This window comes from Bacillus cereus group sp. Bc031, from assembly GCF_027716265.1.
GTDB lineage: Bacteria > Bacillota > Bacilli > Bacillales > Bacillaceae_G > Bacillus_A > Bacillus_A paranthracis.
Genome location: NZ_JAQFUL010000077.1, coordinates 1 through 23,709 on the forward strand (window position 1 = coordinate 1; position 23,709 = coordinate 23,709).

Below are 23,709 nucleotides of genomic sequence, written 5' to 3' on the forward strand. Positions count from 1 at the left end.
AGTACATTACGTGTTTTTTAGTTTGTTTGAACGAAAGTTCATTTTGTTTTCGTTCTTAAGTTGATGGGCATGGGGTGACAACGCATTATATTCCAAATTGGGAACAACCCCATCACATTAAAGACTTGCAATTTGAAGATGCGTTAGAAACAACAAAAAATTGGGTTTCTTACATTCACGAACATGAGAAACCAGATTTACTAGTCGTAGCGTATCATGGGGGATTTGAACGCGATTTACAAACTGGAGAACCGACTGAAGTTTTAACAGGCGAAAACCAAGGGTATGCTATGTGTCATGAAATTGAGGGCATAGATATTTTATTAACAGGCCATCAGCACCGAGAAATGGCTCAAACAGTGGGTAATGATGTAACAATTTTACAGACTGGATGTAACGGACATTCAGTTGGAAAAGTAACTGTAACATTTGAAAAAATGAAACAAGAGTGGGTAAAAAAAGAGAGTTATTCCGAACTATTGACTGTGCAAGAAATCGAGGCAGATCCAGATGTTCTTTACTTGGTAACTGATTATGAAGAGAAAACACAAAAATGGCTTGATCAACCTATTGGAACCATCCACGGTGACATGCAAATTTCAGATGCTATGCAAACTCGTTTGCAAGACCATCCTTTTATTGAATTCATAAATAAAATACAGATGGATTTGGCTAATGTTTCTATTTCTTGTACAAGCTTATTCCATAATACATCTCCAGGTTTCCCGACATATGTAACAATGCGTGACATCGTTTCTAATTATATTTATCCAAATACATTAAAAGTAATTAGAATAACTGGAGCTGATATAAAAGATGCTCTCGAACTCTCTGCTTCTTATTTCACATTAAAAGAAGATGGAACCATCATCGTAAACCCTAGGCTACATAGAACCAAAACCGCAACACTATAATTACGATATGTGGGAAGGAATTTCGTACGTATTAAACATTTCCAAACCAATTGGCGACAGAGTAGAATCTTTACAGCATAAAGGCACTCCTCTTAATATGAGTGAAGAATATAATGTCGTTATGAATAATTATCGCGCGAGCGGCGGAGGGAACTTCTTTATGTTTCAAAATAAGCCCGTAATAAAAGATATACCAACAGATATGTCTGAACTTATCGCTAACTATATATTGAAGCATAAAAAGATAGAAGCAACAGTTAATAACAACTGGAAAGTTATTAAATAAATAAAAAAAGATGGGCTTCGCCCATCTTTTAGTTTAATTTTGCATTATCTTGCTTTTTTAAAGCTTTTAATTTCGCCGGTGTAACATCAGTACCTTGTTCGTTAACGACTTTAATTCCTTTTAGTTCGTTTAACATATTTTGACGAAATCCTTTTAAATATTGTTCACGTAGCGATTGACGCTCACGTTGTTCTTCTTCAGTTAAACCTTCAGCTTTTGCTTTTTTCGCTAAGAAGTTAATGCGTTCAACGAGTTCGTGACTAAGCATCTCGAATCCCCCTTCTACTCAAAACTGATTATTATCATACAATAGTTACTCTTCTTTATCAAGCAATTGCTTTGTATACTCTACATATCTACGATGTACCGTCGCTTTTGAAACATTATGACCAAAGCCACGTAGTGTTGCTGCAATTTCTTCGAAAGTAAGTTCACTCTTACGTAAACGTACAATTTCCTCAATTGGCACTTCTTTCTTCTCTCGTCCTACACTTAAATGACGATTCTTTAAATTATTTTCTGGACGATAGCCTTTTTCTACTGCTCGTTGCATACCACGTTTAATTTTTAAATTATGAATTTTTCTTTGATACTCTTCAACAATACCAATAATATCTAATACCATTGAATCAGAATCCGACAATTGCAATTCACCATTATGTGTATGCGTATATACTTTTATTCCTTCTTTATGTAAACAGTGCATTAACGCAATCTTTGCATTCCCCCTACCAAGGCGCGTTTCATCTTGTATAAGTAGCACATCAATTTGTTCGTCTCGAATTGTATCTAGCACTTCTAATATGCCATCACGTTCAATTGTATAGCCACTAGCCTGCTCTTCAATCACCTTAGTAACATTCATTTGATAGCGCTCCGCTAAATGCAATAATTCATCTTTTTGACGTAATAATGATGTTTCTTGCGCTTCTTTTGTTGTACTCACACGCGCATAAATAATTGCATTCATTATGAACCCCTCTTTCTCACTATAATTTCCCTTTAGTGTAACATAAATTCGCCTTTTGTTCGAACTTATGTTTGTAGAATGTTTTTTCACATGTTATACTTATTAATAAGAAAAATGAAAGAAAACGAGGTGTTAGAAAACATGGAAAAGTTAACGAAACGCCAGCAAGACATTCTCGACTTTATTAAGCTAAAAGTACAAGAAAAAGGATATCCACCTTCCGTACGTGAAATTGGCCAAGCAGTCGGCCTCGCTTCTAGTTCTACAGTGCACGGACATTTATCAAGATTAGAAGAAAAAGGATACATTCGACGCGATCCAACAAAACCACGCGCAATTGAAATTTTAGGTGAAGACCGAATGGATACAGAAACACAATCTGTTATTCAAGTTCCAATTGTCGGGAAAGTTACTGCTGGATTACCAATTACAGCAGTCGAAAGCGTTGAGGAACACTTCCCTCTTCCAGCTAGCATTGTCGCAGGAGCAGATCAAGTGTTTATGTTACGTATTTCTGGAGATAGTATGATTGAAGCTGGTATTTTCGATGGAGATTTAGTTGTTGTTCGCCAACAACAGTCTGCATATAATGGTGAAATTGTAGTCGCTTTAACAGAAGATAATGAAGCAACTGTTAAACGTTTCTATAAAGAAAAAGACCATTTCCGTCTACAACCGGAAAACTCTTCATTAGAACCTATTATTTTAAAGCAAGTGTCAGTTATCGGTAAAGTAATTGGCGTATATCGTGATTTACATTAAGAATAAAAAAGAAGATAATTACCTTATTTATATAAGGTAATTATCTTCTTTTTTGTATTTTGATAGATTTTCACACATTCTATTTCTTACGAACGCGTTTCAATCGTCACATCGCCCGCAGCTGTTTTACCGCTAATCTTTTTACTCCCATTACCAATCGTTACGTCTTTATTTTCTTCATTAAAAATTGTTACATCCCCGGCAGCACTTTGCCCAGTAATTACCGCATCTTTTGGTTTTTCCGATAAAGTAATATTTACATCTCCCGCAGTTGAACTTGCTTCTAGATTGTACTTAGAATCATGATCTAGAATATTTATTTCCCCACTGGTCGTTTTTGCAGTCACTTTCCCTATTACTTTTTTAAAGTTTACTTCACCAGCTTTTGTAGATCCCTCCACATTCTTAGCCGTTACATGTTTCAAATCCACTTCTCCAGTAAGTGTTCTAGCACTTACACAGTCACTTTTCACATCACTTATTTCAATTTGTCCCGCAGATGAATTTACTTTTACATCTTGGTAAGAGCGTTCAGGCACAAGGAGAGTCAATGTAGACGTTTGAAACCTAAAATCGTAAAAAGAAAAATCAAATGAAGCACCTTTTTCTCTTTCCCCAATGATTTTTAATGTGTCACCATCTTCAGTAATATGAATCTCTTGTTTACGCGCATCTCCTAATTGCTTTACATAAAAAGAAGCGTCAGGAGATTTTTGGACAACAATATCCCCGACATCTAACTTAACTTCTATATTTTTTAGTGTTTCGTTTTTAATTATATCTTCTTTGTTTCCTTTTTCTGCAGTTTGCACTGCTTTTTCATATGTTTGTGAAATTCCTATTACTCCAATAATGATACAAGCGATCGCTACTAACAATATTTTTTTCATCATCTACTCCCCTTTTATCATTTTGAAGTTCCATATGACATAACGTACACATAACCTTTTAAACCACTTCGTACTATAATAAGCGATAATACATAACAACAAACCTATCCCAACAAATGTTATACTTACGAATACATCTAACCATATAAATGTGCCCATAAATACTTTTCCAATAACGAAAAATGGTGTCACTACACTAACAATCCCACCGACCCAAAAAGAGAATATAAAAGCGATAATTGCAACTAACGGGCCTAATACAATAATGAAATTAAACAAACTAAGTCCAATCGCTGCCATGACAGCTCTTGTCACATTTGAAGTTGACGGATCTTTTTTCATTTCATCAAATCGATACATCGCAAGTAATTCTTTTGCAATTACTTTCGGAGAGCCAAGACCCTTTATTATTTCCGATTCAGTTTTCCTCTCTTCTATCCCAAACTGAAAATGCTCTTCATAATCAAATAAAATATCTTTCCTCTCTTCGTCCGGTAACTTTCTAAGATGACTTGATAATTCCTTAAGAAACTGTTCTTTACTCATCCCATTCCACCCCTTCAATAATTTCTTGTACACCTTTCGCAAAATCACGCCACTCTGTTACTAACAAATTCAGTTGCGTTTCCCCTTGCTCTGTTAATTGATAATATTTACGAGGTGGCCCTTCCGTGGATTCCTTTAAATACGTTTGAAAATATCCTTCTTTCGTTAAACGGCGTAATAAAGGATACACTGAGCCTTCCGATATTAAAAATTTATTTGAGATTTGCTGAACAAGTTCATAACCGTAACAATCCTTACGTTTCACAAGTGCCAGTACACATAGTTCTAACACACCTTTTTTAAACTGAACGTTCAAGTGCAATCCCCCTTTCTCATTTCAGTACTGTTCAATACACAGTACCATCCTTATCCATAATATACCACTTAGTATTGTTTATTGCAAGGTACTATATTTTTAAACACTCGAACTTTAGTATGAAACATATCCAATACCGAACACAACATATCATTCAATTTTTTATATCCATAGATATTACGCATGTTACTTTTACTTATCCACCCTTTTGGAACACAAAACAATTCGAATTTCACCACGTTACATTAAAGATATGGAATAGAAATTTAAATACCGTCATAATTTTTTCAGACATCTATTCAATTCATTTCAACTAATACCTATATTACCAACAAATAAAAAAGCCCTGATACCGTAGTATCAGGGCTCCTCACCTCTTAGTAAAGAGACATATATTGGTCGCGTTCCCATTGGTGAACTTGTGTACGGAAGATATCCCACTCAATTTCTTTCGCTTCGATGAAGTGCTCAAGTAAGTGATCTCCTAATGCGTTACTAATTACTTCGTTAGATTGTAATGTAACTAAAGCTTGCGCTAATGTTGCTGGTAAGTCAACGATACCTGCTTCTTCGCGCTCTTCTTTTGTCATTACGTAGATGTTACGATCTACTGCAGCTGGTGGAGTTAATTTGTTTTTAATTCCATCAAGACCTGCTGCTAATAATGTAGCCATTACTAAATATGGGTTTGCAGCTGGGTCAACACTACGTACTTCTACGCGTGTACTAATACCACGAGATGCAGGGATACGTACTAATGGACTACGGTTTTGTGCAGACCATGCTACGTAACAAGGAGCTTCGTATCCAGGTACTAAACGCTTGTAAGAGTTTACAGTTGGGTTTGCCACCGCTGTAAATGCTGGTGCGTGTTTTAAAATACCTGCGATGAAGTGACGAGCATCATCACTTAATTGTAAGTCACCGTTTTGATCATAGAATACGTTCTCACCATTTTTGAATAGTGATAAGTTACAGTGCATACCTGAACCGTTCACACCGTATAATGGTTTTGGCATAAATGTTGCGTGTAAACCGTGTTTACGAGCAATTGTTTTTACAACAAGTTTGAATGTTTGAATGTCATCACATGAACGAATTGCATTTGCATATTTGAAGTCAATTTCGTGCTGCCCTGGAGCAACCTCATGGTGAGACGCTTCAATTTCAAAGCCCATTTCTTCAAGTTCAAGAACGATATCACGACGACAGTTTTCCCCTAGATCCATCGGCGCAAGGTCGAAGTATCCACCGTTATCGTTTAATTCTAATGTTGGATTTCCTTTTTCATCTACTTTGAATAGGAAGAATTCTGGCTCTGGTCCAAGATTGAAATCTGAGAATCCTAAAGCTTCCATTTCTTTTAATACACGTTTTAAATTGTTACGTGGATCCCCTTCAAATGGAGTGCCATCTGCATTGTAAATATCACAGATCAATCGAGCTACTTTACCTTTTTCAGCTGTCCAAGGGAAAATCACCCAAGTATCTAAGTCTGGATATAAGTACATATCAGATTCTTCAATACGTACGAAACCTTCAATAGAAGATCCATCAAACATCATTTTGTTATCAAGAGCTTTTGTTAATTGGCTCACTGGAATTTCTACGTTTTTAATTACCCCTAAAAGGTCCGTAAATTGTAAACGTATATACTTTACATTCTCTTCTTTCGCCAAACGGAAAATATCTTCTTTTGTGTACCTAGCCATTATAAATTCCTCCTTAGTCCCTCTAAACACCTTCAGAATCAGTTCTCTTTAGTGAAAAAACCTTGAAATATCACCTTGTCGCAATGAAGTTCGATTAAATCTACCTGTATGTTGTAGTTCGTCTCGAAGTATTTTGCGAAGCTCAGTTTTTGAAATTTCTTTCGTTTCTTCTTTTACTTTCACTGCTTCTGTTTGATTTTCTTTCATTAGTAACACTTGTTTAATACCAGCCATATTCAAGCCTTGATCTAATAAATCTTTAATCTCTAACAACTTATCTACATCGTTAAATGAAAATAATCTACGATTCCCCTTTGTACGGGTTGGAGAAACAAGATTATGCTCTTCATAGTAGCGAATTTGACGTGCAGATAATTGTGTTAAATCCATAACAATACCAATAGGAAACAGCGGGGCAGAACGTCTATCTTCTTTCATCGTTTCAGTTCCTCCTTCGCCTTAACTGCTTCTCATTTTATACCATGTTATGTTTGATGTCAATAGATGTTAGCTTTTCTTACATGATTTTTTTAAAAAGTTTTTTCATTCTTTTTTCTAATGAAATAAATCATTACTTTCACGCGAAAAAAGCTGTCGAAATCGACAGCTTCCCTTTAAGAAATTGTTAATAATTCTTTTTCAATTAATGCATCAATTGCAGAACAAATCGCAATCTTCACATGCGAATAAGTTAGCCCACCTTGTACGTAAGCAACATAAGGCGGACGAATTGGACCATCAGCCGACAATTCAATACTTGCACCTTGAATAAACGTTCCCGCAGCCATAATTACATCATCTTCATACCCCGGCATATAGTTGGCATATGGAGTGAAGTGAGAGTTAATCGGAGATGCATATTGAATTGCTTGGCAGAATGCAATCATGCGATCTTTATCATCAAATTGAACAGATTGAATTAAATCTGTTCTTGGTGCATTCCACGCTGGTGATGTATTCATTCCTAACTTTTCTAAAAATGCAGCTGTAAAAATCGCACCTTTTAGCGCTTGTCCTGCTACATGCGGCGCTAAGAAGAAACCTTGATACATTTCTTGCAGACTGTATAAAGATGCCCCTGCTTCCGCACCGATTCCTGGAGATGTTAAACGATAGGCGCACGCTTCAACATACTGTTCTTTACCAACAATGTAACCACCAGTTTTAACAATTCCCCCGCCCGGGTTTTTAATAAGCGAACCTGCCATTAAATCTGCACCAACATGACATGGCTCTTGTTCTTCAATAAACTCGCCATAACAGTTATCTACAAACACGACAACATCCGGTTTAATTTCTTTAACAAACGCTATCATTTCTTTAATTTGAGAAATAGTAAAAGACGGACGAGTAGCATAACCTTTTGAGCGCTGAATACCGATCATTTTCGTATTACTATGAATGGCAGCCGCAACAGCTCCTAAATCAACAAGCCCCTCTTCAGTAAGCGGAACTGCATTATAACCAATATTATATTCTTTGAATGATCCTACACCTTTTCCGCGTACACCAACGATTTCTTCTAACGTATCATACGGCTTACCAGTGATGTACAATAACTCATCTCCTGGACGTAAAATACCGAATAGCGCTGTAGAAATAGCGTGAGTACCTGAAATAATTTGCGGACGAACAAGACCAGCTTCCGCTCCAAATACATCCGCATACACTTTCTCTAACGTATCACGACCAATATCGTCATAACCGTAACCTGTCGTTGGAATAAAATGTGAATCGCTAATTTTATGTTTACGAAAACTTTCTAACACACGAAACTGATTACTTTCAATTACTTCATCCGCACGTTTATGTACTTCTGTAATTTGGCTCTCTACTTCTTTTACGATTGGAGCAATTTTTTCTCCATTTTTCAAACGATCAAACATTTTTATTTTCTCCTTCTTCCACTAAAAATCTCTTTAATTGTACATTAAGCGATGAATGAGCAAAAATATACCCCGCGCAATCATATACAAATTTATCTTCCAAAAACTCCATTTTTGTTAATAGCGTCTCCGTCTTTAATAGAGTTAATAACTTACCTTCACTCGGAGGAATCTCCACTTGATAACGATTCATTTCTTCCTTCATTTTCGTTTCTATCGCTTCTTTTATATGTAATAGATCCTTTTCTTCAAAAGCACTAGTCATTAAGAAGTCATTTTTCGGAAACGGAATAAAGTTTTGATGTAATTCATCTTTTTTATTATATAACGTAATAATAGGAATATGATTTATTTCGAGTTCTGACAATAATTGTTTTACTGTTTTCTCATGCCCTACATAATTAGGATCTGCAGAATCCACAACATGTAAAATAACATCCGCTTCACCAGCTTCTTCTAACGTCGAACGGAATGCAGCAATTAATGACGTAGGTAAATCTTGTATAAAACCAACTGTATCAGTTAGTAATACTGTATAACCAGAAGGTAGCGGCATCTTCCTTGTTGTCGGGTCTAGTGTTGCAAACAACAAGTTTTCTTCAAACGTATCAGCTTCCGTTAATCTATTAAACAGTGTAGATTTTCCCGCATTCGTATATCCTATTAACGAAACTTGAAATACTTTATTATCTTTTCTTCTCTCACGATATCTTTTTCGATGTTCCACAACAACTGCAAGTTGCTTCTTTATTTCATCAACGCGCGCTCGAATATGACGACGATCAGTCTCAAGTTTCGTTTCACCTGGCCCTCTCGTTCCAATACCACCACCAAGACGTGATAAAGACAATCCTTGCCCCATAAGACGCGGCATTGTATATTGCAACTGAGCTAATTCTACTTGAAGCTTCCCTTCTCTCGACTTCGCACGTTGCGCAAAAATATCTAATATGAGTTGCGTTCGATCAATTACCCTCGCATCTAATACTGCGGATAAATTCCGAATTTGACTCGGTGTTAATTCGTTATTAAATACGATAACATCCGGTTCTAGTTCTTCAGTTAACATTGTAAGCTCTTCTAATTTACCTTTACCTATATAAGTCGCCGGATGAAACTTCGGTCGTTTTTGCGTTGTAGACACTAACAATTCTGCTCGTGCAGTTTTCGCTAATGATGCAAGTTCTTTCATGGAATGCATAAATTTTTCATCATCATCATCTTGCGGCAATTGACAGCCCACTAATATGACTTTCTCTTTTTCTTCCATCAAATATGTTCACTCATCCTTTTCGAAATTTAAACCTTCTAATATAATAGCAGAGGAAGCACATTTCATCTAGTTAGCGGGGGAGAAAATTCATGGCATGGGAGATTTTTAGCATCATAGGCACAATTGCTTTCGCATTAAGCGGGGCTATTGTTGCAATGGAAGAGGATTATGATATTTTCGGGGTGTATATTTTAGGAATGGCAACCGCATTTGGGGGAGGTGCCCTTCGTAATTTATTAATTGGTTATCCGATTGTCGCATTTTGGCAACAAGACATGTTATTCCAAATCGCACTTTTATCAATGACGATTATTTTTCTTTTTCCAAATAAATTAATTAGACACTGGAAAAAGTGGGAAAACATCACTGATGCTATCGGCTTATCAGCATTTGCCGTACAAGGGGCATTATACGCTCAAAAATTAAATTTACCAATTAGCGCTACAATCGTAGCAGCCGTTTTAACTGGCATTGGAGGCGGTATTATCCGCGATCTTTTAGCCCGTAGAAAACCTCTCGTTCTTCGAGCTGATGTATATGCTTTTTGGACGATTCTGGCAGGTTTCTTAATCGGCGCTCAAATTATTGTTAGCGATTGGGCTCTATACACCTTATTCATTTTAATTGTTTGCTTCCGCATGGTTTCTATTCATTACAAATGGCATTTACCGCATAGACGCATCGACACAAACGAACGTTCAATGCATAAATAGCAATCCAACCTCTTTACAGATCGTAAAGAGGTTTTTCTTTTCTAACGAGTTTTTCCTTACATAATGTTTATACTAATTCTCAAAGCGAGGTGAACACAAATGACAAACCATGTGAATAAAGGGGCTCAAAAAAGCTCAGTAGGTCAAATTGGACATGATCCTAATTCTGCACACGAAAAAAGCGCTAAAATGGAACGTTTCCATAAATCTTATCAAGAAAAAGCAAAAAAATAGTAGAGCACTTATATAAAAAAACAGACGCACAGTTTACGTACTGTGCGTCTCCTCTTCAAGCATCAAATCACTACTTGATATTCCAATCAAATCATATTTATCATACGCATCCTCTTGTAACAACCGCATAGCTTGTGTACGAATTGATTTTTCAACAATATTCCGAACATATCGTCCATTACTAAAGGATGTAATTTGCGATGAGTACTTTACAGCATGTAAATGATCTCTAAATTTCCATTCAGCCTCTTTCGATAACTGATATTCACGTTCTTCATACATCCTCTTCCCTATTTCTAACAGCTGATTTACTGAGTAATCCGCAAACTCAATTATAAACGGAAAACGAGATTGCAGTCCTGGATTCAATGAAAGAAAGTGATTCATCTCTCTGGAATATCCAGCTAAAATCAATACAAAACCGTGTTGTTTATCTTCCATATGTTTTACGAGCGTATCAATTGCTTCTTTTCCAAAATCTTTTTCTCCCCCTCGTGCTAATGAATAAGCCTCATCAATAAACAAAATTCCCCCCATTGCTTTTTTTATTAAATCTCTTGTTTTTTGAGCCGTATGACCGATGTACTCTCCTACAAGATCTGCACGTTCAGCTTCAACTAAGTGCCCTTTTGATAGAATATTCATCTCAAATAACAATTTTCCTATCATTCTAGCAACAGTTGTCTTCCCTGTACCCGGATTGCCTTTAAACAACATATGGAGTACTTGCTTCTCAGACTTCAATCCTATTTCTTGTCTTTTTTTATTCACATAAATCCAAGCATATATTTCTTTTATTATCTTTTTTATATCATCCATCCCAACGAGTTTTCCCATCTCTTCTTCAATTCTTTGCAGCATCTCATGTTTCGTAGTAGTTTCATTTGAAATTACTGTTTTATTTTCTGCAGCCGGTAAAGAAATTTTCTTTCGATGATTTAACACAATGTTAATTTGATTATTATTTTTCTTTCGCATCGATTGTTCCATACAATCACCTCATTTTATCCACTCACCAAATATTATTATTCTTGTCTCCTTTGCAAATGACTATTTTCAGAAAAGTTTGCTATAATAAAAGAAATAATGAAGGTGGTGGGACTATGGAGACAACGGAATTCCATGATACAATACAAGCCTTTTCTATTTTTTTATTGAATAAAGGCCGAAAACCTTCAACCATTAAACGTTATGTTTATGACATTGAAGATTTCGGACATTGGTTAGAAAAAAACAAAAAGCTCCCTTCCAGTAATATATGGGCTACACTTTGTACAAAAGACTACGAAGATTACTTTTCCGACTTAAAAAAGAATCGACATTACTCAGAGAAAACGATGCACCGTGTATTCATTGTATTAAATCGAATGCATCACTTTCTAAATATTCCCAACCCATTAAAGAACATGGAAATTTCTATTCAACCAGACCGCACACTCCGCAATGAAGATTTCATTTCATCTGATGAAGAAAAAAGATTAAAACATATAGTCACTTCATTAGAAGGACTTTCAGAAAAACAACGTCCTGTACGCCCTTTATTGATGGATCGTAATATCGCTATTTTAAATTTATTAATTGACTATGGATTATCCTTACAGGAACTTACAGCATTAACTATGCATCACGTCCACTTTGAAACTAACACATTATCTATACCTGCAACCGCAGGAGTAGAAAGAACAATTACTTTAACTAGCGAAGACAAAAAACAACTATATACTTATTACAAAAGCATCCCCGAACCCGTTCGTCCAAAATATCATAGTAATGACCCATTATTTGTCGCATTCGATTTTAATCGCGGAACATATAGATGGGTATACGAAAATGATGCACCGAAGGGATTAACAGAAATCGCTATCCAAAAAATGATTCGCCTTGAAGTATCCAGAGCTAATTTACGCAAAGGAATCTCAGGACAACACTTTCGTAACACCTATATTTTAAACTTAATAAAAAAAGAAACTCCGGAGTCAGAAATTATAAAGCTAGCTGGCTTCAAATCAAAGATTTCACTAAAACGATATTATCAATACGCAGAAAATAGAAAAAACGCCTTATTATAAGGCGTTTTTTCTATTTTTTCTTCAAACAAACGATTTTACTATGACCATTTAACTAATTTTTACATCTACTATGATGAGTTTCGTTCATATCCTCATTAGAAAGGAGAGATTTAATGTCTCATTATAACGACAGTCAGAACAAATTCTCCAAACCATGCTTTCCAAGTAGCGCTGGACGAATTCCAAATACTCCATCAATCCCAGTTACTAAGGCACAACTTAGAACATTCCGCGCAATCATTATCGATTTAACAAAAATAATCCCAAAACTTTTCGCAAATCCATCTCCCCAAAATATTGAAGATCTAATTGATACATTGAACCTACTAAGTAAATTTATTTGTTCACTAGATGCTACTTCCTCCCTGAAAGCACAAGGGTTAGCTATTATTAAAAACTTAATAACTATATTAAAAAATCCAACTTTCGTAGCAAGCGCTGTATTTATCGAGCTTCAAAATCTAATTAATTATTTACTATCCATTACAAAACTATTCCGAATTGACCCTTGCACACTTCAAGAGCTTCTTAAATTAATCGCAGCATTACAAACCGCTCTAGTTAATTCTGCTTCATTCATTCAAGGACCTACTGGACCTACTGGGCCAGCAGGTGCTACCGGTGCTACTGGCGCTACCGGACCTCGGGGTAATACGGGGGCTACTGGTGCTACTGGACCTCAAGGTAATACGGGGGCTACTGGTGCTACTGGACCTCAAGGCGTTCAAGGTAACACAGGTGCTACTGGACCTCAAGGCGTTCAAGGACCGGCAGGTGCTACTGGTGCTACTGGACCTCAGGGTATTCAAGGACCGGCGGGTGCTACTGGTGCCACTGGGCCTCAAGGCGTTCAAGGTAACACAGGTGCTACCGGCGCTACTGGACCTCAAGGTATTCAAGGACCAGCGGGTGCTACCGGCGCTACTGGACCTCAAGGCGTTCAAGGTAACACAGGTGCTACCGGCGCTACTGGACCTCAAGGTATTCAAGGACCGGCGGGTGCTACTGGTGCCACTGGACCTCAAGGCGTTCAAGGGCCAACGGGCGCTACTGGTATAGGAGTTACCGGACCTACTGGGCCTACTGGACCTAGCTTCCCTATAGCAACAATTGTTGTAACAAACAACATTCAACAAACAGTACTACAATTTAATAACTTTATCTTCAGTACTGCAATTAACGTAAATAATATTATCTTTAATGGCACAGACACAGTTACAGTTATCAACGGTGGTATTTATGTAATTAGCGTATCCATCTCTACAACTGCACCAGGATGTGCGCCACTCGGAGTAGGAATTTCAATAAATGGAGCAGTCGCAACTGACAACTTCTCTTCAAATTTAATAGGCGACTCACTTTCATTTACTACAATCGAAACATTAGCTGCAGGAGCAAACATTTCTGTCCAATCTACTCTTAACGAGATTACGATCCCTGCAACAGGAAATACTAACATTCGTCTAACTGTATTTAGAATCGCTTAAATTTCACTATTTATCGTTTATGGGAAATAAAAAAAGAGCGAGAAACTCGCTCTTTTTTTGTTATGTACAATAATTCATTACTATTCTAATTCAATTGAAACATTTTTTTGTGGTACAAATGTAGAAATTGCATGTTTATAAATAAGCTGTTGCTTACCTTCTGTTTCCAGTAGGACTGTAAAATTATCAAATCCTTTAATTAATCCACGAAGCTGGAAACCATTTAATAAGTACAGCGTAACAAACGTATTCTCTTTACGGAGTTGATTTAAAAACTGATCTTGAATATTGATTGATTGCTTCATGTCGAATCCTCCTCTTTTTCTCTACTTACTATTATTCGACTTTAGTTGTAGCTTTCCTTCTATGTATCGTAAAATTTCTGACGTTTTTTCACCGTCTGTAACATCAAACCATGTGACATCCATCTTATTACGGAACCACGTTAATTGACGTTTTGCATAACGACGTGAATTCGTCTTTAATTGTGATACCGCTTCTTCTAAAGAGACACGATCCTCAAAATAATCATATATCTCTTTATACCCAATCGCTTGAATAGATTGACAATCTCGTATCCCTCGATTATACAACCCTTCTACTTCTTCTAATAAACCTTGGTCCATCATTATATCAACTCGTAAGTTAATGCGATCGTATAGCATTTCACGATCCATTGTCAAGCCAATTAAGGAAACATCGTATAATAACTCGTTTTCTTGTTTTTCAAGTTGATCACTCATTTTTTCACCCGTCGTGTGGAAAATTTCTAACGCCCTAATGACACGGCGTACATTATTTGCATGAATACGCTCAGCGCTTTCTGGGTCTACTTCCTGTAATTTCTTATGTACATATTCCACACCACGTTCTAATGCTAACTTTTCCATTTGTTCTCGGTATATAGCATCACCAGCATCATCCGTAAACTGATAATCGAATAAAACAGATTGTATATACAGACCAGTTCCACCAACGATAATCGGCAATTTACCACGCTCTGTAATCTCGCGAATATGCTTACGAACACGTTCTTGAAATTCGGCAACCGAAAATGATTCTTCTGGATTTTTTATATCAACCATATAATGTGGAATTCCGTCCATCTCTTCTTTCGTCACCTTTGCGGTTCCAATATCCATCGTACGATAAATCTGCATGGAATCTCCACTTATAATTTCACCATTTAACGCTTTGGCAAGATCAATACTTAACTTCGTCTTCCCAACAGCAGTTGGTCCAATGATGACAGCAACTTTTTCACGTTGCACTTCTCCCATATCATTCAACTCTCTTTATGTAATGTACTCCATCTATTGATTATATCCAATCTTACCAATTTTAACGGCATGATTGCAAGTTCTTTCATTACGGTACATGAAATTATAAATAAAAAAGAACATAGTTTGTCCAATTCCGCATATACATGATTAAAAATACCTTCGAGAGGATGAGTTAACTATGAAACAATCCACTATCAATTTTTCATCTTTGACAAAAGACCTCATTTTAGCTACTGCTACAAAAGAACACAATTGTTCACAAGAAGAATTATACTTCGCCTTAAATTGTTTACTACGTTCTTTTCATTCTGCTCTCCAAGAAACAACATTACATCTAGAAAATAAAGATACAGAGTATATACAAAACCAATTTTGCAGCGCATATAAAATTATTACAGGTAAAACTATTTATCCTTTTCAATAATCCATAAAAGGCGATTGCTTACATACTTTCAAGCAACCGCCTTTTATATTAATACACATATACTACTCTATAACTTTCACTTTTACAGATTTGCGCCCCCAGCTATTCGCACTACCATCTGAGCCAACTAAAACATCAATACGATTTCCTTTAATCGCACCACCAGTATCTCCAGCAATCGCTTCTCCATATCCTTCTACCCATACTTTTGATCCAAGTGGAATTACTTTAGGATCAACAGCAATTACTTTCATATTTGGATTCGCTGTTAAGTCATGCCCCATTGCAGTTAATACACGACCACCATACGAACCATTCTCACTCGGATCTGCTGTATATGCTGTCGCTTCTACCGTTATTTCACGTCCACTAGTCGGTGCACTTGTTTCATTAGATTTCGCAACTTGTTTCGTAGTTGACTGCTGTTTTGCCACAGGTTTACTTGATTCTACATTCTTAACAGATTCTTTACTCTTAACTACTTTATTACTTTTAACCGGCGTATTTACTCTTTCCGGCGCTTCTTCTTTCGTTGCAACTTCTTTCTTTTCAATCACTGGTGCCGTTCCTGTTAAAAATGGCACATGAACATATCCTGTTTTTCCATTATAGTCAAATTGCAACCATTCATTTTGAACTTGATTTGTCGTTTCAATTACATCATTTTTATTCAGTTTTCCAAGAATTTCTGAGTCAGTATTCGCTCCAGCGCGAACATTTAACACACCCGCCGTCACATAATATGTACTTTTTGTAAATTCAGCACTTACAAATGCTTCTTGACCATTTAATTTAATTTTTGTCCATCCGTTTTCTGTATTTACAACATCTAATTTATTTCCACTTAACATTTTACCTACAAGCTTAGACTCTACAGTTGGGTTTTCTCTAACATTTAATACGTCTGTTGTTACAATCGTTTCCGCTTTCGCAGAACCTGCAAAAATCCCAAGACCAAAAACTGCCGCCGTTGCTATACCTAATAATTTTTTCATGAATAGCCTCCATTTGCTTTGTTTTCGTATTTTTATTATAGCAACGGATTTTTAAGATTTTTAGAAAACACACAATTACAAACCATTCGTAACATACGATTAATGAGCTGTAACATAAATTTCCATATTAATGAATTACATTTCCAATAGAATTCCCAATAGTTTTCATATATTTTCCACATACAAGCACCGGGATTTTTTTCCAGAAAAAATTACAGTATTACTTTTTTGTTACAAAAAAAGCATATTTCATTACATCTTTTACCAAAATTCATCATTCTCCAATTATCAACCTCCTTTTTTGTAATAAAAAGGAGCAGCTAATAAAAGCTACTCCCTTTACACGTATTATTTAACTTTCTTTTTCCAAATTCCCATCATAAGAGCAGAAACAACTGCCCCTATCAATATCGATAAAATATATAACACTGGTTTATTTACTAAAGCGATAACAAACAATCCACCATGCGGTGCTGGTAATGTAATTTGGAATAACATTGATAATGCACCTGCAATACTTGAACCGACAACACAACTGACAATTACCCGAACCGGATCTGCTGCTGCAAACGGAATCGCACCTTCTGTAATAAACGATGCCCCCATAATATAATTTGTTAAACCAGACTTACGTTCCGCTTCTGTAAACTTCGATTTAAAGAAGGTAGTTGCTAACGCAATTGCAAGCGGTGGCACCATACCACCAGCCATAACCGCTGAATGCACCCCAAAGTTCTTCGCTTCTATCGCAGCAATACCAAACGTAAATGCTGCTTTATTAATTGGACCACCCATATCAATTGCCATCATCGCACCTAAAATAAGACCTAGTAATATAGCATTTGTACCGTTCAAACCATTTAACCATCCTGTTAACATTTCATTCAATGCTACTACAGGCGGAATTACTACTTTTTGCATAACAACTCCTGTAATCAATAATCCAAAGACCGGATATAACAATACAGGTTTAATTCCTTCTAATTGTACTGGTAGGCCTGAAAATAATTTTTTCAATCCTAAAACAACATATCCCGCTAAGAAACCAGCAATTAATCCACCTAAAAATCCAGCATTCGCATGTGCCGCTAAAAATCCTCCGACAACACCGGGCATAAAACCAGGACGATCAGCAATAGAACTAGCAATAAACCCTGCTAAAATTGGTACAAGGAATAAAAATGCCCCTGTTCCCCCTCCTCCAATAGACATGAACAATTCAGCTAAAGGACCTACTGCTTTTATACCACCAAACGAAAACGCTAGCGCAATTAAAATCCCGCCACCAACAACGAATGGAAGCATATTACTTACGCCGTTCATTAAATGCTTATAAATTCCTAATCCATTTTCTTTCTCCGTATTTTCTGCCTTTCCATCCTCTTTTACACCTTTAAAGATTGGTGCATCTTGTTTTACAGCCCGATTAAGAAGTTTTTCAGTTTTTCTAATCCCGTCAGCGACTGGCACTTGAATAACATGTTTACCAGCAAAACGATTCATTTCTACTTGTTTATCTGCTGCAACAATTATAGCCGTTGCGCGTTCAATATCCTCTTTCGTTAAACCGTTTTTTATACCTGTTGATCCATTCGTTTCAACTTTAATTGCAATTCCTAGCTCTGCTGCTTTTGCTTTCAAGCTATCTGCTGCCATATATGTGTGAGCGATTCCAGTCGGGCAAGCTGTAACAGCTAATACGTACGGTTCATTCCCTTCTGATTTTGCAACTTCAACCTCTTCTTCTTCTTCTTCTTCTTCTTTTTCATTTTCTTTTTCATCAAATAAACGAAGAAGTTCTTCTTCATCCTTCGCTTCTAACAATTGCTTACGAAACCCTTCATCCATTAATAGTGTAGATAGGCGTGATAACGTTTCTAAATGCGTATTATTCGCCCCTTCACTTGCAGCAATCATAAAAAATAAATGCGCAGGTTGTCCGTCAAGCGATTCATAGTTGATACCGCTTACACTTCTACCAAAACAAATCGCTGGTTGCTTAACAGCTTTTGTTTTCGCATGAGGTATAGCAATCCCTTCACCAATGCCGGTTGTACTTTGTGACTCCCTCTTTAAAATAGCTTCTTTAAATTCAGCTTTGCTATTTAAACGATTTGCCCCGTTTAATTTCTCAACTAACTCATCTATGACAGCTTCTTTATTTGAAGCTGTCAAATTCATAATAACTGTATCCCTTTTTAATAGTTCTGTAATTTTCATATGTTGCTTCCCCCTATCGCTTAGTTACAATTACTTGCGACAATAATTCTTCTACTTTTTCCTTTTCACATAAATCGGCTGAAAATGCTGTTGCACTCCCTGTTGCAACGCCATATTGAAATGCCTTTTCAATATCTTTTGTCTGTTCATATCTTCCTACAAATCCCGCAACGAGAGAATCTCCAGCCCCAACCGAATTAATTACAACGCCTTTTGGAATAGTTGCTTCATATATACCTTCTGCCGTAAATAATAAAGCTCCATCTCCGGCCATTGATACGATAACGTGCTCTACACCTTGTTCAACTAATTTTCTTCCATATGGTAAAACATCTTCTACTGTGGAAATCTCTACTCCGAATAACTCACCAAGTTCATGATGATTAGGCTTTATTAAAAATGGTTTATTTTTAACTACATGCTGCAGCGCACTACCACTTGCATCTACTACTACACGAATGCCTTTTTCAGCTCCGAACGCTGCGATTGATTCATAAAAGGTAGTTGGGATAGACGCTGGTACACTTCCAGCTAGTACAACACAATCTCCCTTTTGCATACTTTCAATTTGTTTCATTAATTGTTCAAATTGTTCCTTAGTCACACTAGGTCCTTGCCCATTTAATTCTGTTTCTTCTTGCCCTTTTATTTTCACATTAATTCGAGAATCTCCATCTACTTGGACGAAGTTTGTTGTTACACCTTCCGCCTGTAATACATCTTTAATAAATCGACCGGTAAATCCACCAGTAAATCCTAGCGCTACATTTTCAACACCTAAACGATGAAGAACGCGAGAAACATTAATTCCTTTTCCTCCAGGAAACTTCATATCTTTTTCTGCTCGATTTACTGCGCCTAACTCTAAGGAATTAACTTGTACTATATAATCAATAGATGGGTTTAAAGTTACTGTATAGATCATTGTTTATCAGCCTCAATTACATTGGTTTGTCTTTTATATTTTTCTAAATCAATTTCTAAATGGTTTGTAATAATATTCGCCTCTTCAACATTGGCAATTTTCGCAAACGCAACTTCCGAAAACTTACTTTCATCAATTAAGAAATATCCTTCATTTGCTAATGTTAATGCCATTTGCTTTAAAAGTGCCTCTTCCGGATCTGGTGTTGTAAAACCAAGTTGTTCATGTACACCATTCGCTCCTAAAAAACATTTATCAAAACGATACTTCTGCATGCTTTCCTGTGCCATAGCACCGATTAAAGCTTTCGTCCTACTCTTCATCATTCCGCCTAGTAAATATGCACGAATATGATTTTCAACTAAAGCTTCAATATGCATAAGTCCATTCGTAACAACGGTAACATCCTTATTTATTAAAAATGGAATCATTTCAAATGTTGTACTTCCTGCATCTAAATAAATGCAATCACCTTGTTCCACAACGTTAGCCGCATACTTCGCAATTTGTTGTTTTATTTGAATGTTTTTGGATGATTTTTCAACCATCGTCGGCTCCTGTCCTTTTCCTGTTAAAACAGCTGCACCACCGTGAACTCTTTTTAATAACCGTTGTTTTTCCAATTGCGCTAAATCACGACGAATTGTTGATTCAGAGCTTTCTGTTCTTTCCACTAATTGTTGTAATTTAACAACCTTCTGCTCTTTTACAAGTTGCAATATCATTTGATGACGTTCAGGAGTTAACATTTTATTCACCTCTTCTTTGATTACAGTATAATGAAAACGATCACAAAAATCAACCATAAACATTCACAAATAACCAAAAACAATCACAAACAGTTATAAACAACAAAAAAGAAACCCATTGGATTGTTATATCAAATGGGTTCCTTTACTCGCTTCACTTATAAGGAAGCTTTATATATGCTTAAAACATCGTCTTTATTTAATTTTTTAAAGTTACCAAATTCACCATAAGCCATCGCTTTATCCGCCATTACATCAATTTCATTTTCTCCAATAGCATAATCAGATAACGTTACTGGTGCTTCAATTGAAGTCCAAAATTGACGTAACGCCTCAATTCCTTCTAACACAATTTCTCGATCAGTCTTTCCATCTGTTTCTACATCGAATACACGAATAGCGAACTGTTTAAAACGACTTACATTTTCATCTACAACATGCTTCATCCAGTTCGGGAATAAAATCGCAAGGCCACCTCCGTGTGGTATATCATGAACCGCTGAAACCGCGTGCTCAATATTGTGTGTTGCCCAGTCTCCTTTTACTCCCATCGCTAAAATACCGTTTAGCGCCATAGTACCGCAGTATAAAATCGTTTCTCTATGCTCATAATTTTCTAGATCATTTAAAAGCTTAGGAGCTGTCTCAATGACTGTTTTTAAAACAGATTCACAATAACGATCTTGTAATTCTGTATTTGTTCCATGATGGAAATATTGTTCTAATACGTGTGACATAATATCTACCATACCGTAAATTGTTTGATCCCTCGGTACAGACGCAGTATGAGCTGGATCTAAAATTGAAAACTGAGGGAAGGTAACTGGGCTACCCCAGCCATATTTTTCATTCGTTTCCCAGTTTGTAATGACAGAACCAGCATTCATTTCAGATCCTGTTGCCGCAAGAGTAAGCACAGTACCAAATGGTAATGCCTCACTGGCAAATGTTTTTTTCGTTACAATATCCCACACATCTCCATCGTACTTACTACCAGCTGCAATTGCCTTCGTACAGTCGATTACACTACCTCCACCAACTGCTAAAATAAATTCAACACCATTATCTTTACAAATTTGAATCCCTTTCTTTACAGTTGATACACGTGGATTCGGTTCAACACCTGTCAATTCAAATACTTCTGCATTTATTTCCTTTAAAATAGAAATTACATTATCATAAATACCGTTTCTTTTAATGCTGCCTCCCCCGTATACGAGAAGAACTTTTTTACCGAACTGTGGAATTTCAGTTTTCAATTGCTCTAATTGACCTTTACCGAAAATAAGTTTCGTTGGATTACGAAATACAAAATTTTGCATATCCCTTTACCATCCCTTCTATATGAAAAGCAACTATACTTTTGTATACCATATTTTTTTCATTTTACAAAAACATTTGCCTAACAAAAAAATCCCAGCCTATAGGCTGAGATTTTTTATTGATAATAAGGTGAGATCATTAAGTAAACAATAACACCAGATAAACTTACATATAACCAAATCGGCATCGTCCAACGTACAATTTTACGATGACGTGTTAATTGATTTGTAAAACCAAATACAAGTGCAAACAATGCAAGTGGTACGATAATTGCTGCAAGGATAATATGTGTAATTAAAATGATGAAATACACATATTTAATGAATCCTTCGCCACCAAAATGTGTTGCTGGCGCCAAGTAATGATACGATAAATAAGAAACACAAAATAGCAACGTCGTTGTAAATGCTGCTAGGATGAAGCCACGATGCATTTTCACATTCTTCTTAATAATAGAGAATAACGCTGCTAATAAAAATACGAACGTAAAGCTATTAAAAATTGCGTTTAACATTGGTAAAATCGTTACATCAAAATGTACTTCTCCTTCATAGCCAACAGGTCCAAAGAACAAAAATAAAATAATCGCATTTACAATTACAGAAAGCGTTATCACAATAGGAGCATAGCTTTTCTGATTTGTTGATTGATCCACCAAAATGGTCACTCCCTCTTCCTTCAAATATGTATACGTAACCTCACTATTTTAACATACTATTCACAGTGTAAATGTGACAATAGTTTGACACAGCAAGACAAAACAAAGAAAAAATCCTTCTTAATAAAACTTCTTAAGAAGGATTTTATCGCTTTATTATTCAAATAGCAATGCGATTAGTTTTTGTTAAAAAATGTATCGCTATATGCTTGAAAAATTTCAGACACTTGATATCCCATTAAAGAAATTGCTGTTAATGAAAAGAAACCAATCATAAGAAATCGAAACCACATATAAATCTCCTCCTTGTATTTAGCTTAAAGAACATTCGCTATATTACAAGTTGAGTGGCACTCTTCATCGTCACTTTCCTTTTTCTTTACAATTGCTGTAATAAATCGAATCATAAAGAAAAATACAAAAGGAAATTGTTCGTAATTTACCTTGGCATAGTTCAGCAACGGCTCGCGTTGCATATCGAACGGGGATGAGAAGGAATAGAACATACCTTGCTCTTCCATATATACAATTACAATTTTCATACAAAATACGATTCCTAGAAACGAAACAATATCTTGCCATTCTGTCGTATATAGCAGGTTATACAGCTCTAATACGTACTCTTCCATCGTCATCCCCCCTTCCTTTTTTATCATTTTGCTCGCCTTCGCATAAAAAGTCAAGAAAAAAGTTTATATTCACTATGACAATAGTAATTACTCATTTTTATGATTATATATGATTCTTTTATAGCAATGATTGGGTGTAACTCTCTTCGAAAACAAGAAATTAGAATCGAACAGATTCCTCATTCTTACTTGTAGTATTCGATACTGTACTATTTTTATTTCTATTAAAAATAAAATAAGAAAGTATTATAAGAACAGTAACAAGCATCGTCAAAAGTGCTTGTGAACGTAAAGATTCAATTGCAAGCATCGCAACTAAAACAGCTATAATAGCGGCAATTGTAACATACGTTACATACGGGAAAAACCACACATCCATCAACTTAAGGATTTAGACTATTCTTAAACTTAAAAGCACGTTACTATTCTCTTATGTTAATGAGAA

Annotated in this window: 25 protein-coding genes and 2 pseudogenes; 7 read left to right on the forward strand and 20 right to left on the reverse strand. The window is 36.1% G+C overall.

What is annotated here, in order from left to right; all coding sequences use genetic code 11:
• Window positions 1–71 precede the first annotated feature (71 nt).
• Window positions 72–1,200: pseudogene (locus tag PDQ33_RS22690) on the forward strand (bifunctional metallophosphatase/5'-nucleotidase); the annotation flags it as partial.
• A gap of 28 nt (window positions 1,201–1,228) precedes the next feature.
• Here PDQ33_RS22690 and PDQ33_RS22695 read toward each other — a convergent pair.
• Both PDQ33_RS22695 and PDQ33_RS22700 read right to left on the reverse strand, forming a co-directional pair.
• Entirely contained in the window at window positions 1,229–1,468 is a 240-nt protein-coding gene (locus PDQ33_RS22695; RefSeq protein ID WP_000948565.1) for a DUF896 domain-containing protein, read from the reverse strand.
• Between the two features lie 45 nt (window positions 1,469–1,513).
• Window positions 1,514–2,170: a YneB family resolvase-like protein gene (locus PDQ33_RS22700; protein ID WP_000991471.1), complete on the reverse strand. Its 657-nt coding sequence runs from the start codon at window positions 2,168–2,170 to the stop codon at window positions 1,514–1,516.
• Between the two features lie 141 nt (window positions 2,171–2,311).
• Here PDQ33_RS22700 and lexA point away from each other — a divergent pair, with 141 nt between their 5' ends.
• The gene (gene lexA / locus PDQ33_RS22705; RefSeq protein ID WP_000413738.1) at window positions 2,312–2,932 is read left to right on the forward strand and encodes a transcriptional repressor LexA; all 621 of its coding nucleotides are present in this window, start codon (window positions 2,312–2,314) and stop codon (window positions 2,930–2,932) included.
• 86 nt (window positions 2,933–3,018) lie between these two features.
• Here the strand turns inward: lexA and PDQ33_RS22710 are convergent, their stop codons facing one another.
• The 7 genes from PDQ33_RS22710 to hflX form a co-directional block, all read right to left on the reverse strand.
• Window positions 3,019–3,825 (reverse strand): DUF4097 family beta strand repeat-containing protein, encoded by an 807-nt coding sequence (locus PDQ33_RS22710; protein WP_270756665.1) that lies wholly within the window; start codon window positions 3,823–3,825, stop codon window positions 3,019–3,021.
• A complete protein-coding gene (locus tag PDQ33_RS22715; RefSeq protein WP_270756664.1) occupies window positions 3,826–4,368 on the reverse strand; it encodes a DUF1700 domain-containing protein in 543 nt (180 codons plus the stop codon). It abuts the gene before it with no gap.
• Window positions 4,361–4,684, reverse strand: a complete 324-nt coding sequence (locus tag PDQ33_RS22720) for a PadR family transcriptional regulator (protein ID WP_001102620.1) — start codon at window positions 4,682–4,684, stop codon at window positions 4,361–4,363. Before PDQ33_RS22720 ends, PDQ33_RS22715 begins: the two co-directional genes overlap by 8 nt.
• Window positions 4,685–5,061: 377 nt before the next feature.
• Complete coding sequence (glnA, locus tag PDQ33_RS22725) at window positions 5,062–6,396, reverse strand: type I glutamate--ammonia ligase (protein ID WP_000135330.1); 1,335 nt, start codon at window positions 6,394–6,396, stop codon at window positions 5,062–5,064.
• 48 nt (window positions 6,397–6,444) lie between these two features.
• Window positions 6,445–6,834, reverse strand: coding sequence for a transcriptional repressor GlnR (gene glnR / locus PDQ33_RS22730; protein ID WP_000656783.1), 390 nt, complete (start codon window positions 6,832–6,834; stop codon window positions 6,445–6,447).
• A gap of 176 nt (window positions 6,835–7,010) precedes the next feature.
• The gene (locus PDQ33_RS22735) at window positions 7,011–8,282 is read right to left on the reverse strand and encodes a methionine gamma-lyase family protein (protein WP_000460300.1); all 1,272 of its coding nucleotides are present in this window, start codon (window positions 8,280–8,282) and stop codon (window positions 7,011–7,013) included.
• Complete coding sequence (hflX, locus tag PDQ33_RS22740) at window positions 8,275–9,552, reverse strand: GTPase HflX (protein WP_270756666.1); 1,278 nt, start codon at window positions 9,550–9,552, stop codon at window positions 8,275–8,277. Before hflX ends, PDQ33_RS22735 begins: the two co-directional genes overlap by 8 nt.
• 92 nt (window positions 9,553–9,644) lie before the next feature.
• Here hflX and PDQ33_RS22745 point away from each other — a divergent pair, with 92 nt between their 5' ends.
• Window positions 9,645–10,268 carry a trimeric intracellular cation channel family protein gene (locus tag PDQ33_RS22745; protein ID WP_000312265.1) on the forward strand — a complete coding sequence of 208 codons (624 nt, stop codon included), beginning with the start codon at window positions 9,645–9,647 and terminating at the stop codon, window positions 10,266–10,268.
• Between the two features lie 99 nt (window positions 10,269–10,367).
• A complete protein-coding gene (locus PDQ33_RS22750) occupies window positions 10,368–10,502 on the forward strand; it encodes a hypothetical protein (RefSeq protein WP_000181496.1) in 135 nt (44 codons plus the stop codon).
• A gap of 33 nt (window positions 10,503–10,535) precedes the next feature.
• On the opposite strand, the gene spoVK is transcribed toward PDQ33_RS22750, so the two are convergent.
• Window positions 10,536–11,492: a stage V sporulation protein K gene (spoVK, locus tag PDQ33_RS22755; RefSeq protein ID WP_000438181.1), complete on the reverse strand. Its 957-nt coding sequence runs from the start codon at window positions 11,490–11,492 to the stop codon at window positions 10,536–10,538.
• 113 nt (window positions 11,493–11,605) lie between these two features.
• Between spoVK and PDQ33_RS22760 the strand changes: the two genes are divergently transcribed.
• Together PDQ33_RS22760 and PDQ33_RS22765 are read left to right on the forward strand one after the other, a co-directional pair.
• Window positions 11,606–12,571: a tyrosine-type recombinase/integrase gene (locus PDQ33_RS22760; protein WP_000450313.1), complete on the forward strand. Its 966-nt coding sequence runs from the start codon at window positions 11,606–11,608 to the stop codon at window positions 12,569–12,571.
• A 113-nt stretch (window positions 12,572–12,684) separates the two neighbouring features.
• A complete protein-coding gene (locus PDQ33_RS22765) occupies window positions 12,685–14,058 on the forward strand; it encodes a Gly-Xaa-Xaa repeat protein (RefSeq protein ID WP_270756662.1) in 1,374 nt (457 codons plus the stop codon).
• 80 nt (window positions 14,059–14,138) lie between these two features.
• On the opposite strand, the gene hfq is transcribed toward PDQ33_RS22765, so the two are convergent.
• On the reverse strand, window positions 14,139–14,363 hold the full coding sequence (gene hfq / locus PDQ33_RS22770) for an RNA chaperone Hfq (RefSeq protein WP_000813896.1): 225 nt from the start codon (window positions 14,361–14,363) through the stop codon (window positions 14,139–14,141).
• Window positions 14,364–14,384: 21 nt separating this feature from the next.
• On the reverse strand, window positions 14,385–15,338 hold the full coding sequence (gene miaA, locus PDQ33_RS22775; RefSeq protein WP_000504941.1) for a tRNA (adenosine(37)-N6)-dimethylallyltransferase MiaA: 954 nt from the start codon (window positions 15,336–15,338) through the stop codon (window positions 14,385–14,387).
• A gap of 181 nt (window positions 15,339–15,519) precedes the next feature.
• On the opposite strand from miaA, the gene PDQ33_RS22780 reads away from it, so the two are divergent.
• Window positions 15,520–15,765, forward strand: coding sequence for a hypothetical protein (locus tag PDQ33_RS22780; protein ID WP_000814415.1), 246 nt, complete (start codon window positions 15,520–15,522; stop codon window positions 15,763–15,765).
• A 62-nt stretch (window positions 15,766–15,827) separates the two neighbouring features.
• On the opposite strand, the gene entD is transcribed toward PDQ33_RS22780, so the two are convergent.
• From entD to PDQ33_RS22820, 8 genes and pseudogenes are all read right to left on the reverse strand, one after another.
• Window positions 15,828–16,760, reverse strand: coding sequence for a cell wall-binding protein EntD (entD, locus tag PDQ33_RS22785; protein WP_000734633.1), 933 nt, complete (start codon window positions 16,758–16,760; stop codon window positions 15,828–15,830).
• Between the two features lie 348 nt (window positions 16,761–17,108).
• Entirely contained in the window at window positions 17,109–18,980 is a 1,872-nt protein-coding gene (locus PDQ33_RS22790) for a PTS fructose transporter subunit IIABC (protein WP_270756660.1), read from the reverse strand.
• A gap of 13 nt (window positions 18,981–18,993) precedes the next feature.
• Window positions 18,994–19,905: a 1-phosphofructokinase gene (gene pfkB, locus PDQ33_RS22795; RefSeq protein ID WP_000640766.1), complete on the reverse strand. Its 912-nt coding sequence runs from the start codon at window positions 19,903–19,905 to the stop codon at window positions 18,994–18,996.
• On the reverse strand, window positions 19,902–20,654 hold the full coding sequence (locus PDQ33_RS22800; protein WP_000957275.1) for a DeoR/GlpR family DNA-binding transcription regulator: 753 nt from the start codon (window positions 20,652–20,654) through the stop codon (window positions 19,902–19,904). Before PDQ33_RS22800 ends, pfkB begins: the two co-directional genes overlap by 4 nt.
• 158 nt (window positions 20,655–20,812) lie before the next feature.
• Complete coding sequence (locus PDQ33_RS22805) at window positions 20,813–21,976, reverse strand: iron-containing alcohol dehydrogenase (RefSeq protein ID WP_270756659.1); 1,164 nt, start codon at window positions 21,974–21,976, stop codon at window positions 20,813–20,815.
• 116 nt (window positions 21,977–22,092) lie between these two features.
• Window positions 22,093–22,635, reverse strand: a complete 543-nt coding sequence (locus tag PDQ33_RS22810; protein WP_000228315.1) for a DUF420 domain-containing protein — start codon at window positions 22,633–22,635, stop codon at window positions 22,093–22,095.
• A gap of 317 nt (window positions 22,636–22,952) precedes the next feature.
• Window positions 22,953–23,291: a hypothetical protein gene (locus PDQ33_RS22815; protein ID WP_002028298.1), complete on the reverse strand. Its 339-nt coding sequence runs from the start codon at window positions 23,289–23,291 to the stop codon at window positions 22,953–22,955.
• Between the two features lie 133 nt (window positions 23,292–23,424).
• Window positions 23,425–23,637, reverse strand: a pseudogene (locus PDQ33_RS22820) (GABA permease); the annotation flags it as partial.
• Window positions 23,638–23,709: the final 72 nt, after the last annotated feature.

Excerpts from the sequence above, each read along its gene's own strand:
- PDQ33_RS22745 (WP_000312265.1), top strand. The coding sequence starts at position 9,645 with ATGGCATGGGAGATTTTTAGCATCATAGGCACAATTGCTTTCGCATTA.
- PDQ33_RS22790 (WP_270756660.1), bottom strand. The coding sequence starts at position 18,980 with ATGAAAATTACAGAACTATTAAAAAGGGATACAGTTATTATGAATTTG.
- PDQ33_RS22710 (WP_270756665.1), bottom strand. The coding sequence starts at position 3,825 with ATGATGAAAAAAATATTGTTAGTAGCGATCGCTTGTATCATTATTGGA.
- glnR (WP_000656783.1), bottom strand. The coding sequence starts at position 6,834 with ATGAAAGAAGATAGACGTTCTGCCCCGCTGTTTCCTATTGGTATTGTT.
- PDQ33_RS22800 (WP_000957275.1), bottom strand. The coding sequence starts at position 20,654 with ATGTTAACTCCTGAACGTCATCAAATGATATTGCAACTTGTAAAAGAG.
- spoVK (WP_000438181.1), bottom strand. The coding sequence starts at position 11,492 with ATGGAACAATCGATGCGAAAGAAAAATAATAATCAAATTAACATTGTG.
- PDQ33_RS22750 (WP_000181496.1), top strand. The coding sequence starts at position 10,368 with ATGACAAACCATGTGAATAAAGGGGCTCAAAAAAGCTCAGTAGGTCAA.
- hfq (WP_000813896.1), bottom strand. The coding sequence starts at position 14,363 with ATGAAGCAATCAATCAATATTCAAGATCAGTTTTTAAATCAACTCCGT.
- PDQ33_RS22695 (WP_000948565.1), bottom strand. The coding sequence starts at position 1,468 with ATGCTTAGTCACGAACTCGTTGAACGCATTAACTTCTTAGCGAAAAAA.
- hflX (WP_270756666.1), bottom strand. The coding sequence starts at position 9,552 with ATGGAAGAAAAAGAGAAAGTCATATTAGTGGGCTGTCAATTGCCGCAA.
- glnA (WP_000135330.1), bottom strand. The coding sequence starts at position 6,396 with ATGGCTAGGTACACAAAAGAAGATATTTTCCGTTTGGCGAAAGAAGAG.
- lexA (WP_000413738.1), top strand. The coding sequence starts at position 2,312 with ATGGAAAAGTTAACGAAACGCCAGCAAGACATTCTCGACTTTATTAAG.
- pfkB (WP_000640766.1), bottom strand. The coding sequence starts at position 19,905 with ATGATCTATACAGTAACTTTAAACCCATCTATTGATTATATAGTACAA.
- entD (WP_000734633.1), bottom strand. The coding sequence starts at position 16,760 with ATGAAAAAATTATTAGGTATAGCAACGGCGGCAGTTTTTGGTCTTGGG.
- PDQ33_RS22700 (WP_000991471.1), bottom strand. The coding sequence starts at position 2,170 with ATGAATGCAATTATTTATGCGCGTGTGAGTACAACAAAAGAAGCGCAA.
- PDQ33_RS22780 (WP_000814415.1), top strand. The coding sequence starts at position 15,520 with ATGAAACAATCCACTATCAATTTTTCATCTTTGACAAAAGACCTCATT.
- PDQ33_RS22805 (WP_270756659.1), bottom strand. The coding sequence starts at position 21,976 with ATGCAAAATTTTGTATTTCGTAATCCAACGAAACTTATTTTCGGTAAA.
- PDQ33_RS22760 (WP_000450313.1), top strand. The coding sequence starts at position 11,606 with ATGGAGACAACGGAATTCCATGATACAATACAAGCCTTTTCTATTTTT.
- PDQ33_RS22735 (WP_000460300.1), bottom strand. The coding sequence starts at position 8,282 with ATGTTTGATCGTTTGAAAAATGGAGAAAAAATTGCTCCAATCGTAAAA.
- PDQ33_RS22765 (WP_270756662.1), top strand. The coding sequence starts at position 12,685 with ATGTCTCATTATAACGACAGTCAGAACAAATTCTCCAAACCATGCTTT.
- PDQ33_RS22715 (WP_270756664.1), bottom strand. The coding sequence starts at position 4,368 with ATGAGTAAAGAACAGTTTCTTAAGGAATTATCAAGTCATCTTAGAAAG.
- PDQ33_RS22815 (WP_002028298.1), bottom strand. The coding sequence starts at position 23,291 with ATGATAAAAAAGGAAGGGGGGATGACGATGGAAGAGTACGTATTAGAG.
- miaA (WP_000504941.1), bottom strand. The coding sequence starts at position 15,338 with ATGGGAGAAGTGCAACGTGAAAAAGTTGCTGTCATCATTGGACCAACT.